This is a genomic window from Hwanghaeella sp. 1Z406, from assembly GCF_048892425.1.
Lineage (GTDB): Bacteria > Pseudomonadota > Alphaproteobacteria > UBA8366 > Aestuariispiraceae > Pacificispira.
The window spans coordinates 775,307-789,883 of record NZ_JBLZHU010000001.1; the positions used below are offsets into that span (position 1 = coordinate 775,307).

Below are 14,577 nucleotides of genomic sequence, written 5' to 3' on the forward strand. Positions count from 1 at the left end.
ACAAAGCAATATCTGTTTGAAACAAAGGTCGAGTTATATTCAATACGGAGCATGGCTGAAAGCGAGATTGAATTAAAACTGAGTTTGGCCCAAACGGAGGTCAGTCGATTCCGACGGGATACTGCTCTGCACCGTATGAAACGGGCACGGGCGGTATCCCGATCACTGTTGGCGGTGTATTTTGATACGCCGGACCTGTCTTTGCGCGCCCATAAAGCGGCATTGCGCATCCGCCAGGAAGGCGCAGATCGCATTCAGACCCTGAAAGTATCCGGCAAGGGCGCTGGGCTTCAGCATCGCACCGAATACAATGCCCCAACCACGGCACAGGAACCGGATTTATCCCTGATCGATGATCCTGCGATGCGACAGGCGCTGATGGCGATGATCGGCGATGATCCGCTGGTTCCTGTCTTCACCACAGATATTCGACGGACGATATGGCTGTTGGATCTGCCGGGGGGGCCTGTGGAACTGGCGCTGGATTTGGGTCAAATCGAAAGCCAGGGGCGCGTTGATCCGGTCTGCGAGGTCGAACTGGAACTGAAGGGGGGCACGCCGCAGGACCTGTTGGATGTCGCGGCGGACCTGGGCGCGCGGTATGGCATGTCGGTTGCCATCGAAAGCAAAGCCCAGCGCGGCTACGCGCTGTTTCAACGATCCGAACCGACCATTCAGAAGGCAAATAAGCTGAAACTGGAGCCGCAGGAACCCGCCTGGCGGGCGGTGACCGGGATTATTGAGGAAGGCACCGCGCAACTGTTGGGCAACGAAGCCGCGGTGCTTGCCGGAACAGATATAGAGGGGGTGCATCAAGCGCGGGTTGCCGTGCGCCGGTTGAGGGCCGCCTTATCTGCCTTTCGTGACAGCATTCCGGATGACTTGCGCAAGCCTTTGAACAAGATGTTGCGGCGGCATCAACTGGCGCTGGGTCCCGCGCGGGACTGGGATGTCTTTCTGACGGAAACTTTGGCGCCGCTGGAATCCGATCATGGCAGTACGAAGTCTTTCAAGGCATTTCAGAAGCGGGTTCAAGTCGCGCGCACACGGGCCTATAAGAAGGCCCATAAGGCACTGCGCTCTGCGCGCTATGACCAGTTGAAGATGGCGCTGATCCGGTTTCCCTATCAACCGGAACCGCAGCATGCCCGGCATATATCAACGGAAACTGTGGCGAAAGAGCTTCTGGATCAGCGATTGTCTGCGGTTCTGGCTGCGGCGGGGCCGGATCCAAAGCAGTTGGATGATGTCGCCCTTCATGCCTTGCGCATTGACGTTAAGAAACTGCGTTATGCCATTGATTTTTTTGCAAGTCTTTACGATCCCAATGAGATAAAGCCCTGGAAGGGCGCGTCCAAGGCTTTGCAGGAATGTCTGGGTGGGCTGAATGATGCTGTGGTTCATGCCGCCTTGTTGGATGCGATGGAAGCACCGGACATGCCGGTTCCAAAATCCATCCGTCGTGCGATTGAAAAAGGCAATACTGCAAAGATTGAGACCGGTAAGGCAGAGTTTGATGCCCGGTGGTCAGAGTTTCGGGTCCTGACACCATTCTGGGCCTGACGAAAACGGGCTTAGCCAGACGCTGAGTCCGGTCTGACTGCCTCGGCCAGGGCCCAATCCCTGAAAGCGATGACTTTCGGAACGGTCTCCGAACTTTTTGGATAGACGATGAAATGCCCGAATTCCGTTGGCATATTCAGGTCATTCCCAAAGGGCAGCACCAATCGCCCGGCTGCGATGTCTCCTTCCACCAGGGTCGATTGCGTCAGTGCAACGCCCAGCCCGTCAATCGCAGCCTGAACCAGCATGGCCTCGGAACTGAAGCGCAGCCCTCGATTGGGATCAATGGTTTTGATATGGGCGGCCTTCAACCAAAGCCGCCAGTTCGCCGCCGCTTCCCGTTCCATTCGCCATTCTGCATGCAGCAGGGTTTGGCCGACCAGATCCGCCGGTGTGGTCAAATGCCTGGCAAGGGCGGGGCTGCAGACCGGGACAGCATTTTCATCCAGAAAGGGAATCACCGTCAGGTCCGGATAATGTCCGGTCCCATAACGAATGGCGATGTCCACCCCATCGCGGTGAAAATCCGTGAATGTGTCCGTTGCATCGAACCGCAGGTCAATATCGGGATGCGCCTTCACGAAGCGTTCCAACCGGGGGATTAACCATTTCTCCGCCATTGTGGGATAGACACTGACCGTCAGCAGGCCGCTTTCCCGCTCAGCCATCAGACGCCGGTGTACCTCCCGAAAGGCGGCAAAACCCTCGCGCACCGACGGCAGGATCGCCGCACCAGCACTGGTCAGGGTCAGGCTGCGCGTCGTTCGGATGAATAGCGGCGTTCCATAATAGTCCTCCAACCCCCGAATTTGCTGGCTGATTGCCGCCGGAGTCACGAAAAGCTCCGCTGCCGCCCGAGAAAAGTTCAAATGTCGGGCCGCCGCCTCAAATCCGCGCAGGGACGCGATGGGGGGTAGAATATCGCTCATAGTGTATCTTAAACCTGAACTTAATAATCTTTCAACAAATCATCGTTTTAAACTCTGCGCATTTGATCCGATATTCAAACACAGAAGGGGATTGTTCCATCAAACCGGAACCAGAACTCAAACTGGTTTGGCACATAGAGGAGTAAGAAATGACCCAATATCCTTTTACAACAGCGAAAATCAGTTTTGTTCCCGCCGGTATTCGGGAGCCAACAGCCACCTATCACGGCGATACGGGAGAAGCTGTCAGAAACTATGAACCGGAAATGAGAGAGGTTCAGATCGTTAATGGCCGCTTACAGCAAGATCGATATACGCTGGATCAGAACGGCTTTGAACTGGTGCATCAGCCAACGCAGCTTGGCCCGGTCACGGATGATGCGGACCCGACCATCAAATCCCATTATTACCCCGAAGTGACCGAAATTCTGAAGCAGAAGACCGGCGCGCGGGATGTATTGATTTTTGATCATACGATCCGCATCACCGGCAATGCAAATGGACGCCTTCCGGTGCAAAGCGCCCATAATGACTATACGGAAACATCCGCCCCCAAGCGGGTACAGGATCTGTTGGGTGCGCAGGAGGCACAGCGCTGGTTGTCCGGTCGCGTGGCACAGGTGAACCTGTGGCGACCTCTGGTGGGCCCTGTGACGGCGCTGCCTCTGGCTTTGCTGGATTCTCTGACTTTGGGGCCGGTCGACCTGCGGCCATCGGCGCTGATCTTTAAGGATCGCACCGGGCAGATTTACCATGTCAGTCACAGCACCGGTCAGCGTTGGACCTATTTCCCGAACATGTCGACAGAGGAAGCGATCCTGATTAAAGGATATGACTCTGACACGTCTGGCCGGGCCAGATTCACCCCGCATACGGCGTTTGTTGATCCGTCGACGCCAGACGGATCTGCGACGCGGCACAGTATCGAGGTCCGGGCGTTTCTGCGCTTCGATTGATCACTCTTAAACAGGGGGAATGCATATGAGTGAGAAACAGGTTCATTTCGGGGGATGTCTGTGCGGTGCCGTCCGCTACAGGGTGGACGGGCCGCTGCGGCCCGTTGTCGCCTGCCATTGCACGCAATGCCGTAAGACATCCGGTCATTTCGCCGCGATGACATCGGCTTCGCATGACAGCCTGACGATCCTGTCCGATGAAAGCCTGACCTGGTTCGACTCCTCACCCAAGGCCAGACGGGGATTCTGTTCCCGCTGTGGTGGGAATGTGTTCTGGCAGCCGCAGGGCGAAGAGCGCATGTCGATCACGGCCGGAAGCCTGGATATGCCAACCGGGCTGCGCCTGACGCATCACATCTTTACCGAAGATGCGGGGGATTATTACGATATCAGAACCGATATGAAACGCTGATCGCACCGAATTTGTCGATACTTTCCTGGGTTTTGTACTCCTTGGACCGGATAATATAGGTGTAGGTCAGGCGCCAATCATCATACTGCATCGCCAATCCGGCCTGCATATCACCAACCAGAATTTTCTTATCCACCCTGGGGCTGTCCTTGAATGTGTTTCCATCCAGGAAGATGTTGCGTGCGACCGCGCGCCCGCCAATGCTGGCAAATGTGTACCAGTTGAAACCGTCCGCTTCCCGCACATAGGCACTGCCGGGCAGGCTGGGGCGGATTCTGGGCGGTCCAAGGTCGGTTGTCAGATCCTTACCCAGGCGGAAGGTGATGCCGCTGGACAGATATGTCGCGATGTTACCCAGGGCAAATCCCGCATTGGGCACGACATCCACATTCATGCCCAGCCCGACACCGCTTTCCCACCATTTGCGTTGATGTTCATAGACCAGACTGAATCCGGGCTCGTCCTTGATTTGGTTATCCCACCCACGCGGTTCCTGAAAGTCGAATGCGGCATGCCAATGGGTCTGGGTATATTCCGCGCCAGAGGACGGACCAACCACGCCCAGTTCCAACACCATGGCGTCGCTGCGGTCTGCATTTGGGGAAACCGCGATCAGGCCGCCGCTGACATACAGCCAGCCCGCATAGGGGCGGTCGTTGGGTCTGAGATTCGGGTCCGAAATATCATCTGGTGTATACATGTTCTGACCCAGGCTGTAGGTCGCGCGCGCCCGCGCACCATTGGGCCAAAAGGGAATCAGCCGCGCCATAAAGGACACGGGTTCATTTTCCAGTGGGACATATTCCTTGGTCGTATAGGTGATCTTGATGCCATTGGTGAAATGGCGATCCGTGCCGGCGCCAAACAGATCGTTTTCCAGCATCAGGCTTAATGTGCCCTTGTCATCGGGCATATCCTGCGCCACCGCCGATGGCCCGTCGCACAAGGAAACAGCCATAATTGTACCGGCAACAGCCCAGTATTTTAGCGCAGTTCGCATAAATCTCTTTTCCCAAACCCTCAGGGGCCCCTACATTGGAAGTCCAACACATCAGAAAGTGCATTGATACGATGAAACTAACAACAGCTAATCATTGGGGCAGCTATGTGGCGGAGTTGCGGCAGGGTCAAGTCGACTCTCTTTCTCCGTTGGTTTCGGGCGATGACGTGTCCGATATGTCAGCCTCCATTCTGGATACATTGGATGGAAAATCCCGCATTCGGCGACCGGCGATTCGGGAAAGCTGGCTGAAGGGGGGGCCCGGCACGGACGGTCATCTGCGCGGCGCAGACCGATTTATAGAGGTTGAATGGGACCAGGCGCTGGACCTGTTGGCCGGTGAAATCACACGGATACGCGGCACCCATGGCAATCAGGCGATCTATGCAGGGTCTTATGGCTGGGCCAGCGCCGGGCGGTTCCACCATGCGCAAAGTCAGATCCATCGATTCTATAATATGGCGGGCGGGTACACGAAATCGGTCAATGCCTATTCTTTCGCTGCGGGGGAGGTCATTCTGCCGCATATTCTGACGGATTTGCGCAGCACCATGTATGAGGCACCCAGCTGGTATGAAATCGCGGAACATACGGATCTGATGCTGGCCTTTGGGGGATTGGCCCTGAAAAACACCCAGATTCAGAATGGGGGATTGGGCCAACATACCGCGCGGGACTGGATGGCGAAACTGGGTGCGGGGAAGGGGCAGTTTATTGGCATCAGCCCGATCCGCGATGATATGACACCGGAATTACAGGCAGAATGGATGCCCATTCGCCCGAATACCGACACCGCACTGATGATGGCGTTGGCCTATTGCCTGGATCAGGCCGGTAAGGTCGATACAGCCTTTCTGGCACGCTATACAACAGGCTATGACGCCTTTCGCCCCTATCTGATGGGGGACAGCGATGGCATGCCCAAGACCCCGGCATGGGCGGCACAGATTACCGGTATTCCTGACGCAGACATAATCGCACTGGCCGACCGAATGACCCGGGGCCGGGTTCTGATATCGCTGTCCTGGTCCTTACAGCGCGCCGATCATGGGGAGCAATCCTATTGGATGGGCGTCGTCCTGGCGGCGATGCTGGGTCAGATCGGTCTGCCGGGGGGCGGTATCGCCATTGGTCTGGCGGGTGAACATGGCAATGGTAATCCCGACCCGCAATTGCGCTGGGCGGCGGTGCCTACGGGCCGCAATCCGGTCGAAAGCTATATTCCCGTGGCGCGCATTTCCGACATGCTGCTGAATCCAGGGGCGGAATTCGACTATAATGGCAAGCGCCTGACCTATCCTGATATCCGTATGGTGCATTGGGCGGGCGGCAATCCGTTCCACCATCACCAGGACCTCAATCGCCTGCGCAAGGCCTGGGCCAGGCCCGAAACAGTTGTGGTGCAGGAGATATTCTGGACACCTGCGGCGCGCCACGCTGATATCGTTCTGCCAGTGACCACCGTGATGGAACGCAACGACATCGCGGTTGCCCAGTTGGATGGTTGGGCCGTTGCGATGAAGAAGCTGGTGGCGCCTGTTGGTCAGGCGCGCAATGATCATGACATCATGGCGGATGTGGCGGATCGACTGGGCTTTAAGGCGCAATTTACTGAGGATCGCAGCGAAATGGACTGGTTGCGCGATATCTGGGATCGCAGCCGCCAGGAGGCCGGTCGGGTCGGGCGCGAATTGCCCTCCTTTGATGATTTCTGGAAGGCGGGACATCTGCATCTGGAAGGCGGGCCCGAAACGCGCTGTTTCCTGGGGGAGTTTCGCAAGGACCCGATTGCCAATCGATTGAAGACCCCGACGGGTAAGATTGAGATTTTCTCTAAGACAATCGCTGATTTCGGGTATTCGGAGATTGCCGGGCATCCAACCTGGACCGAACCGTATGAATGGCTGGGGGGCGCCGCGATTGAACAAACCCCGCTGCATCTGATATCCAACCAGCCAAAATCACGCCTGCATAGCCAGTTGGATCCAGGCCGGGGCAGCGTTAAAACCAAGATTCAGGGGCGGGAACCGATGCGGATGAATCCGCAGGATGCGAAGGCGCGCGGTTTGCAGGACGGTGCCTTGGTGCGGGTGTTTAATGCCCGTGGGTCCTGTCTGGCCGGGATATTCCTGGATGAAGCCATCATGCCAGGCGTGGTCCAACTGGCGACCGGGGCGTGGTATGACCCGGAAGCGCCGGAGCGGGATGGCAGCCTGGATCGCCATGGCAATCCAAATGTCCTGACGGCGGACCGGGGAACATCCCGCTTGTCTCAGGGCCCCAGCGCTCATACATGTTTGGTACAGGTGGAGGCCGTCCTGGGCGACACGCCTGAGATGAAGGCCTTTGACCAACCTGCATTCGCTTCGGGCTGATATGTCGTTGGATTTTTGACCAAAGATGGGGTCTAAGCGGTCATGGCCGTTCAGTATAAAAGTTTCAAGGATCGCGGCGTATATGTCGGGTTTCACGGGCGCACCATAGAGATGCTGCGCTGTCGGGCCCCGCGTGATCCCATGCTGGATGATTTTGAAGCCATCGTTCCCAATTTCGGCGGCGTTGATTTAGGGCGTGTTTCCAATGATCTGGTGATGCCTTTCGGCGATGTTCCGGGATGGACTGATCTGGTCGGGCGCGACGCCTTGCTGCATGAACGTGTGGCCCAATCCTATTTTGAGCGGGAAGGGCATTTGGACCCGATCACGGTGCGCGATATGCGCCTGGAGGCGGACCTGGAAGCCGGGGATGAGCGGGACAAACGACTGGCGGAAAATGAAATCGCGATCAGCCGGACTGATTCACAAAGCGCGTTTCTGGAAATTCTGGCGATGTTTGGCCGGAAATATGCGGAAACGAACGGGCAGACGGATTTGCGCAATGTGAACCGCCCCGTTCTGATGTCCCTGAGTGATGATAACCCCAAGGATATGGTACGTCTGGTTCGCATTATTGTCGGGTCGGTCGTCAATGGTGCATCGATTTCGCGGGAGGAATTGCAGAAGCGGCTGGATACGCTCAGCGATTATGCTGCCCCGATCTGTTCCCTGGTCACCAATGACCAGACACGCGCGGTGGGTTTTCTGAGCCGTCAAATGACCCTGCTGGAGCAGTTGCACCAAGGCGTTGCTGCGTATTGCAGCACCCAGCGTCCCGATGAAGTTATGGAAGCGGCGCGGATTATTGATTTCAATCTGAATACCTTCATCCAATACAGTCTGGATCGGGCCCAGGCGATCAAATCGGCTGTTCTGGACGATGATTACTATCTGAATGATAAGAAATACGAAAGTTTGCTGGCGTTGATCCGCGAAGAACGGATCAAGATCTCCTTCGCCCTGGATGGTTGGGCGGGGCATGCCACGCGCTGGCTCAGCGTGGCGGAGGATGATATTCCCGCCCGAAATGCGGTGCTGACCTTTATCCTGCGTCAAATGCCCGCCCCGCCGCAGGAATTGGATGATTTTGTCGAGCGCCGATTTGGCTCAGAAAATCTGATGACGATGCGTGGACGCGTCGTGAAGGAAATGCATTCCTGGATGGATGATAAGCTGGACCAGGAAATTTATCGCCGCGTGATACAGGGGCGGTCGGATGTGACATCGGGAAAGAAGGCGGGGCTGGGCGCGCAAGATGTTACACAGGCGGTGAAACAGGCAATCGCCACAAAGGATTAGGCTGCATGCCTGCCTTTTCCGTATAGTTCTATAGCCGGATCAACAGACAAGTGAGCGCCGGGAATGATTGAGTGGCAGGATGAGGCGATCCTACTTTCGGCCCGTCGCCACGGGGAGAACGCGCTTGTCCTGTCCGTATTGACCGAAAACCACGGACGCCATGCCGGCCTGGTGCGGGGCGGACAGTCCCGCAAATTGAAGGGCGTATTACAGCCGGGTAATCGCCTGGCCGTGTCCTGGCGCGCACGGCTTGAGGAACATCTGGGCACCCTGACGGTGGAGCCGGTGCACGGCTATTCCGCGCTGTTGATGCAGGATTCCGGGCGCTTGCTGGCGATGGGGTCGGCTCTTTCGATGGTGGAATCCGCCCTGCCGGAGCGGGAACCGCATCCGGGCCTGTTTCACAGCCTGGATGCCCTGATGGTCGCCCTGGACAGCGCCAATTGGGCGGAGACATATATTAGGTGGGAAGTTGGCTTCCTGTCTGAATTGGGATTTGGATTGGATTTATCCAGTTGTGCCGCAACTGGTGATACAGAAGATTTGCGCTATGTCAGCCCGAAAACCGGTCGCGCTGTCTCTGCCCAGGCGGGGGAGCCCTATCATGATAAACTGCTGGCCTTGCCCAGTTTTATGACCGGGCTTGGTAATGCCGGGCCGGATGCTTTGGCGTCGGCCATGAAAACGACGGGGTATTTTCTGAACAGACATGTATTCGATGTTCTGGGAAAGCCTGCCCCTGATATGAGAACCCGTTTGCTTGCCCGGTTTTCGGCTGGAAAGTCTTGATCTGAAATGGAAAAAGCCGCCCTGATGCAGGGCGGCTTTCCCAAAGCGGAAACCCATTGCGGGTCAGCTTTTACCTTGTGTTGCGGGGGTTGAGGTACCACCGGTTTCCATAACCGTCGTGTCACCCTTCTTCGCCTGATGGGATGTCGAGCATTCGGCCAGGGCCGCACCCGAAATCGCCGATCCGAACATAAGGATCGAAGCCACCGCTAGAGTTTTCATGCTTTTAGACACGGGATCACCTCCTTTCGCTAATTGAACCTGTTAAAAATAGTACACCGAATTGAAACGGGTTCAAGGGACATAAAGTAGGGTTATTTCCAGCGTCTTAGGCTTCCAGGGCGGCCTGGAAGGTTGCGGGGTCGACATTGCCGCCGGACAGAACAGCCACAACCGGTTCATCACCCGGCGGCAGCTTGCCAGACAGAATAGATGCCAGCGCCACGGCCCCGCCCGGTTCCACCACCAGTTTCAGGTCCAGGAAGGCGGTGCGCATCGCGGCCTGGGCTTCTGCATCCGTAACACTCAGCCCCCCGCTCAATAGGGCTTGGTTCAGGGCAAAGGTAATGACACCCGGTGTTGGCGTCAGCAGGGCATCACAAATGGATCGGGCATTGGGCGACACGCTTTGCCGCTCGCCGCTGGCCAGAGAGCGCGCTGTATCGTCGAAATCTGACGGTTCCGCGCTGTAGACCGGAACATCCGGACACAGATTTGACAGGGCCAGTGCCGCCCCGGAAATCAGGCCGCCACCGCCACAGGGCAGCACCACGGCGCAAGGTTTGACACCAATTGCGTCCAATTGTTCGGCGATCTCTACCCCCACTGTACCTTGTCCGGCGATGACAAGCGGGTCGTCATAGGGGGGCACAATCGCGGCGCCGCGAGATTTGGCGATGGATTGGGCCAAGGCTTCCCGGTTTTCTGTGAACCGGTCGTATAGTTGAATTTCTGCCCCCCAGGCCGCCGTATTGGCGCGTTTGATCGCGGGTGCATCCGACGGCATGACAATCAGGGCCGGAATGCCCGCATAATGCGCAGCAGCGGCGACGCCCTGGGCATGATTGCCGCTGGAATAGGCGACAACGCCACCGGTCTTTACGCTGTCACCCAGCGCCAGAATCTTATTGCTGGCGCCGCGAAATTTGAACGACCCGGTGCGCTGCAGGCATTCCGGCTTTACCAGAATGCGCCGACCCATGCGCTGGTTCAACAGGGGGGATTCCAGCAGGGGGGTCCGAATGGTGCGCCCCTTCAGTCGCTCTACCGCTGCTGTGATATCTGCAAAGACAGGCAATTCAGGGGTAAAGATGTCTGGCATTCCGGGCTTCCTAAACAGGGGTCAAAGAGAAATCAAATCCGGCAAGGTTTCAAGGCTTGTCAGCACGGCCTTAGGCGCGCCTTCCAGCCGTTCCCAGGGCTTTCCAAACCGGTTGATCCAGACAACCTGAAAACCGTAATGCGCCGCCGCTGCCGCATCCCATCCATTAGAGGACATGAACGCAACAGAGGATCGATCCGATAAGCGAAAATGATCTGTTACCAATTTATAAACGCTTGGGTCGGGCTTGAAAACGCCAACACTTTCGACGGATAAAACAGCGTCCAGTCGGTCCCCAATACCCGCAGACCCAACCGCGCCCTCCAACATATCCATAGACCCATTGGATAGGATCGCGGTTTTCAACCCCATTTGCTTTAACTGTCCCAGCATCGCAGGCACTTCTGGATAGGCGGCAAGATTGAAGTATAGATCCAACAGCCTCTGGCGCAGGTCCGCCCGATCGGACAGTCCCGTTTCCTCCATCGCATAGTCCAGGCCATTTTGAGTGATTTCCCAGAACGGCTTATACGCGGGCATCAGGCTGCGCAGCCAGGTATATTCCAATTGCTTGGTCCGCCATGTCGCGGAAAGCTGATCTGCCTTGGGACCGATTTCCTGCTTTAAGGTCGCGGCGGCTGCGTGCACATCAAACAGTGTGCCATAGGCATCAAAAACGCAGGCTTTTATACCGGTTAAGTGTGTCATGGCTGTTATCCTGTTTCGGCTGTCATGCTGATGGGAACAGACCGTCCCGCCGCCCGTTGGCGATACACATTGATGTTTTCCAAAACCCGCTGGACATAGTTGCGGGTTTCAGGGAAGGGGATGGATTCCATCCAGTCGATGATTTCCTCAAAATCCATGCTGCGGGGGTCGCCAAAGCGTCTGGACCATTCCACGACCCGGCTTGGTCCGGCATTATAGCCAGCAAAGGCCATTGGCAGCATGCCATCAAACTTTTGCAACAGGTCCTTTAGATATGCACTGCCCAGGCGGACATTGTAATCCATATCTCCGGTCAGGGCGGCTTTGTCATAGCGCAGTTTTTCCCATCCGGAGACGACCTTAGCCGTGCCCGGCATTAATTGCATCAGGCCCAATGCGCCCGCACTGCTGACGGCATCGATATCAAAGCCGCTTTCCTGTCGGATCAGGCCATGCACGATTGTCAGGTCGGAAAGTTGGCTGGCTTTGAACGGCAGGATCGGATAGCCGGCCAGTGTCACAACCTCTGTCTTGATCGCCTGGCGAGAGGCAAAGACGGCAAGGTCCAGACGGTCAATATCAGCGGCCAGTTCGGATGTCAGGGTCAAATAGGCCGGATCATTATACTGGCGGGACAGATGCGCGATTAAGGTGCGCACGGTATCATCTGCGCCCAATTCCCCCAGCATCCGCACCAACCGGGTCAGTTCCGCTTCTTCATAGACGCGGCGATGATCGGGCGTGATATGCGGGTCGGTTGCAATGACGTTCTGCATTGCGGGGGGCAGTTTCATCGCGGCGACCTGGCCGTAGAAACTGGTCGGGTGCTGGGCCGCGACACTGTACCATTGTTGCGATATTTCAGCTTTTCCAGCCGCTTCAGCCGCGCGGCCCGCCCAATAGGCTGCCCGGGATCGGCTGACGGGATATCCAACATTGTTATACATATCGCGAAAATGTGGGAAGGCCTTTTCCGGATCATTCAGAAAACGCAACGCTACCCAGCCCGAAAACCATTCCGCCTCCGCAAAATCTGCTCCGTCGGGGACACGGTGTTGGCTGGCGATTGTATAGGCCAGTTCGGCGTTTCCGGCTTCCAGCATATCGCGGGATAGGATCGCGCGTTCGGTCCACCACATTTCAGGGTGGCTGGTCTGCATATCGGGCCAAGCCAGAAGCTCTATCGCATCGGCGTCCCGTCCTTTGCGGCGGCGCCAGCGCAGGCGCTCAAAAGTAAGGCCAGGGTCATTTGCTAAATTTGGGGGGACCCGTCCAACAGCGGCATCCACACCGCCTGCCATTCGGGCCAGGCGCATCCGGGCATCGGCTAATTGGCGATAGCCATCGGGAACACGCCGCATCTGGCGCCCCGCGGCCCCAAAATTGCCGTCCCATATCTGACGGTCCAGCCGATAGATTTCATCTTCCATGGGGACCAGTTTGCGGAATCTCTGGCGAAATTCATGCTCGTCGCTGCCGGACATATCCAGGTCCCGCCATGCGCGCTTAACCTCATTCTGAACCATGGCCGGAGTGCCTGTGCGTTCCAGCGCATTGATATACAGGAAAAAGCCATCCCCTGTGGAGGGTGGGTTTTCCCGAAACCAAGCGATGATAACCGGATCGGGCAGGGTGTTGGTCATGGCGCGTTCCGCCAGACTCTTTAATCTGTCCAGGCGCGGCCAGGATGGATTGTCGGCAATGAATTTTGTGATTTCGTTAAAGTTGGCCTTTGAATCGCTGCTTTGCAGATACAGCCATTCGATGGCTTTCGCAGGCAGTTTCTCCATCGCGCGCCCGGCATGGTTCAGGGCGACATCCCAGCGCCCTGCATCCAACGCCCGGAACGCAATTTCATATTGTTTTTTATCGCTGGGGTTTAACAGATCAGCGTGACTGGTCGATGATAGGGAAATCAGCACCATTACCGTGCCACAGAGGACGGCAACAAGAGGGCGCGGCAGTCGGCAGGTATGGCGCATTAAGAGCATTCTGTTAAGCGCTCCGGTCAATCAGGTGTTTTTGGCGTTAGCGGATCCTTGCCTCACTGGCGGCACACTTTCTTAAAAGCCCGCATGGTCTTGCCATGGAAAGAGTATCGGTTGCTTCGCGCGCGCGTGCAACAGGCGAAACTTGGTTTTCTGGAACACTCGCCAGGATGTGATCTGGTTTCTGGCTTGTTGCTGCGGGCAACCTTATGGTAACAACCCGGTCACTTTCGGCGCCGGAGTCTTCGGCGACCGGTTTTTACAAGACCAAGGAGTATGGGACATGCCTGCGATGTTTCGCGGATCGATGACGGCGCTGATCACGCCGATGCACGAGGATGGGTCGGTTGATGAAGCCGCCTTCGCGAAATTCGTGCAATGGCAGATCGATGAGGGCACCGATGGCGTGATACCCGTTGGCACGACAGGGGAGTCGCCAACACTGTCCCATGAAGAACACCGCCGCGTGATCGATATCGCCATTGAAGTGGCCGGCGGTAAGGTGCCGGTGATTGCCGGGACGGGATCAAATAATACGCGCGAAGCAATCAGCCTGACGCATCATGCGAAAGAGGCCGGTGCCGATGCGGCGCTGGTGGTAACGCCCTATTACAATAAGCCCACGCAAGACGGCCTGTATGCGCATTACGCAGCGATTGCCTCTGCGGTTGATATCCCGATCATCATTTACAATATACCGGGCCGCAGCGTGATTGATATGTCGGTTGCGACAATGGCCCGCCTGGCGCAGGATTTTGATACCATCATCGGCGTTAAGGATGCGTCCAACGATTTGGCGCGCCCCCTGGCGACGCGGCTGGCAATTGGTCCTGACTTTGCGCAATTGTCTGGTGAAGACGCAACGATTGGGGCATTCCTGGCCCAGGGTGGACATGGATGCATTTCGGTGTCTTCCAATGTCGCCCCCAAGCTGTGTGCACAGTTGCATGACAGCTGGCAGCAGAAGGACTGGGACAGCTTTGAACGGGCACGCGACACGCTGATGCCGATCCATGGCGCGATGTTCTGTCAATCGTCCCCGGCACCGGCCAAGTTTGGGGCCCATCTGTTGGGCCTGTCGGGGGAAACGGTTCGTCTGCCGCTGGTTTCGGCAACGACTGAAACGAAAGCGATTGTGACCGCAGCGATGAAAAGCGCTGGTTTGATTTAGGCGTGTTTGACTTGATGGATGAAAGGAAAATTGCATCCCCCGAAGGGAAGACCATAGAGGGTGCAA

At 56.8% G+C, this 14,577-nt stretch carries 13 protein-coding genes; 7 read left to right on the forward strand and 6 right to left on the reverse strand.

Translation table 11 applies throughout. The features are described from left to right. Window positions 1–51 precede the first annotated feature (51 nt). A complete protein-coding gene (locus ACOSDR_RS03610; RefSeq protein WP_420730391.1) occupies window positions 52–1,563 on the forward strand; it encodes a CHAD domain-containing protein in 1,512 nt (503 codons plus the stop codon). Window positions 1,564–1,574: 11 nt separating this feature from the next. On the opposite strand, the gene gcvA is transcribed toward ACOSDR_RS03610, so the two are convergent. Continuing rightward, on the reverse strand, window positions 1,575–2,492 hold the full coding sequence (gene gcvA, locus ACOSDR_RS03615) for a transcriptional regulator GcvA (RefSeq protein ID WP_420724248.1): 918 nt from the start codon (window positions 2,490–2,492) through the stop codon (window positions 1,575–1,577). A 149-nt stretch (window positions 2,493–2,641) separates the two neighbouring features. Between gcvA and ACOSDR_RS03620 the strand changes: the two genes are divergently transcribed. Both ACOSDR_RS03620 and ACOSDR_RS03625 read left to right on the forward strand, forming a co-directional pair. After that, the gene (locus ACOSDR_RS03620) at window positions 2,642–3,448 is read left to right on the forward strand and encodes a CmcJ/NvfI family oxidoreductase (protein WP_420730392.1); all 807 of its coding nucleotides are present in this window, start codon (window positions 2,642–2,644) and stop codon (window positions 3,446–3,448) included. A gap of 25 nt (window positions 3,449–3,473) precedes the next feature. Next, the gene (locus tag ACOSDR_RS03625) at window positions 3,474–3,860 is read left to right on the forward strand and encodes a GFA family protein (RefSeq protein ID WP_420724246.1); all 387 of its coding nucleotides are present in this window, start codon (window positions 3,474–3,476) and stop codon (window positions 3,858–3,860) included. On the opposite strand, the gene ACOSDR_RS03630 is transcribed toward ACOSDR_RS03625, so the two are convergent. Then, window positions 3,838–4,860, reverse strand: coding sequence for a lipid A deacylase LpxR family protein (locus tag ACOSDR_RS03630; RefSeq protein WP_420724245.1), 1,023 nt, complete (start codon window positions 4,858–4,860; stop codon window positions 3,838–3,840). The genes ACOSDR_RS03625 and ACOSDR_RS03630 overlap by 23 nt on opposite strands. 71 nt (window positions 4,861–4,931) lie before the next feature. Here ACOSDR_RS03630 and ACOSDR_RS03635 point away from each other — a divergent pair, with 71 nt between their 5' ends. The 3 genes from ACOSDR_RS03635 to recO all read left to right on the forward strand — a co-directional run bounded on the left by ACOSDR_RS03635 (window position 4,932) and on the right by recO (window position 9,323). Continuing rightward, entirely contained in the window at window positions 4,932–7,235 is a 2,304-nt protein-coding gene (locus tag ACOSDR_RS03635) for a molybdopterin-dependent oxidoreductase (protein WP_420730393.1), read from the forward strand. Window positions 7,236–7,277: 42 nt separating this feature from the next. Continuing rightward, on the forward strand, window positions 7,278–8,534 hold the full coding sequence (locus ACOSDR_RS03640) for a hypothetical protein (protein WP_420730395.1): 1,257 nt from the start codon (window positions 7,278–7,280) through the stop codon (window positions 8,532–8,534). Between the two features lie 63 nt (window positions 8,535–8,597). Next, complete coding sequence (gene recO / locus ACOSDR_RS03645) at window positions 8,598–9,323, forward strand: DNA repair protein RecO (RefSeq protein WP_420730396.1); 726 nt, start codon at window positions 8,598–8,600, stop codon at window positions 9,321–9,323. 63 nt (window positions 9,324–9,386) lie between these two features. Here recO and ACOSDR_RS03650 read toward each other — a convergent pair whose 3' ends face one another. From ACOSDR_RS03650 to ACOSDR_RS03665, 4 genes are all read right to left on the reverse strand, one after another. After that, entirely contained in the window at window positions 9,387–9,557 is a 171-nt protein-coding gene (locus ACOSDR_RS03650) for a hypothetical protein (protein ID WP_420724241.1), read from the reverse strand. 94 nt (window positions 9,558–9,651) lie between these two features. Next, on the reverse strand, window positions 9,652–10,644 hold the full coding sequence (locus ACOSDR_RS03655; protein ID WP_420724240.1) for a threonine ammonia-lyase: 993 nt from the start codon (window positions 10,642–10,644) through the stop codon (window positions 9,652–9,654). Between the two features lie 21 nt (window positions 10,645–10,665). Further along, window positions 10,666–11,352 (reverse strand): haloacid dehalogenase type II, encoded by a 687-nt coding sequence (locus ACOSDR_RS03660; RefSeq protein ID WP_420724239.1) that lies wholly within the window; start codon window positions 11,350–11,352, stop codon window positions 10,666–10,668. Between the two features lie 5 nt (window positions 11,353–11,357). Continuing rightward, a complete protein-coding gene (locus ACOSDR_RS03665; protein ID WP_420730397.1) occupies window positions 11,358–13,334 on the reverse strand; it encodes a transglycosylase SLT domain-containing protein in 1,977 nt (658 codons plus the stop codon). A 298-nt stretch (window positions 13,335–13,632) separates the two neighbouring features. Here ACOSDR_RS03665 and dapA point away from each other — a divergent pair, with 298 nt between their 5' ends. Beyond that, on the forward strand, window positions 13,633–14,511 hold the full coding sequence (gene dapA, locus ACOSDR_RS03670; RefSeq protein ID WP_420724601.1) for a 4-hydroxy-tetrahydrodipicolinate synthase: 879 nt from the start codon (window positions 13,633–13,635) through the stop codon (window positions 14,509–14,511). Window positions 14,512–14,577 lie beyond the last annotated feature (66 nt).

Coding starts and splice junctions, on each gene's coding strand:
- ACOSDR_RS03630 (WP_420724245.1), bottom strand. CDS start 4,860: ATGCGAACTGCGCTAAAATACTGGGCTGTTGCCGGTACAATTATGGCT.
- ACOSDR_RS03625 (WP_420724246.1), top strand. CDS start 3,474: ATGAGTGAGAAACAGGTTCATTTCGGGGGATGTCTGTGCGGTGCCGTC.
- ACOSDR_RS03655 (WP_420724240.1), bottom strand. CDS start 10,644: ATGCCAGACATCTTTACCCCTGAATTGCCTGTCTTTGCAGATATCACA.
- ACOSDR_RS03610 (WP_420730391.1), top strand. CDS start 52: ATGGCTGAAAGCGAGATTGAATTAAAACTGAGTTTGGCCCAAACGGAG.
- dapA (WP_420724601.1), top strand. CDS start 13,633: ATGTTTCGCGGATCGATGACGGCGCTGATCACGCCGATGCACGAGGAT.
- ACOSDR_RS03620 (WP_420730392.1), top strand. CDS start 2,642: ATGACCCAATATCCTTTTACAACAGCGAAAATCAGTTTTGTTCCCGCC.
- recO (WP_420730396.1), top strand. CDS start 8,598: ATGATTGAGTGGCAGGATGAGGCGATCCTACTTTCGGCCCGTCGCCAC.
- ACOSDR_RS03635 (WP_420730393.1), top strand. CDS start 4,932: ATGAAACTAACAACAGCTAATCATTGGGGCAGCTATGTGGCGGAGTTG.
- ACOSDR_RS03665 (WP_420730397.1), bottom strand. CDS start 13,334: ATGCGCCATACCTGCCGACTGCCGCGCCCTCTTGTTGCCGTCCTCTGT.
- ACOSDR_RS03660 (WP_420724239.1), bottom strand. CDS start 11,352: ATGACACACTTAACCGGTATAAAAGCCTGCGTTTTTGATGCCTATGGC.
- gcvA (WP_420724248.1), bottom strand. CDS start 2,492: ATGAGCGATATTCTACCCCCCATCGCGTCCCTGCGCGGATTTGAGGCG.
- ACOSDR_RS03640 (WP_420730395.1), top strand. CDS start 7,278: ATGGCCGTTCAGTATAAAAGTTTCAAGGATCGCGGCGTATATGTCGGG.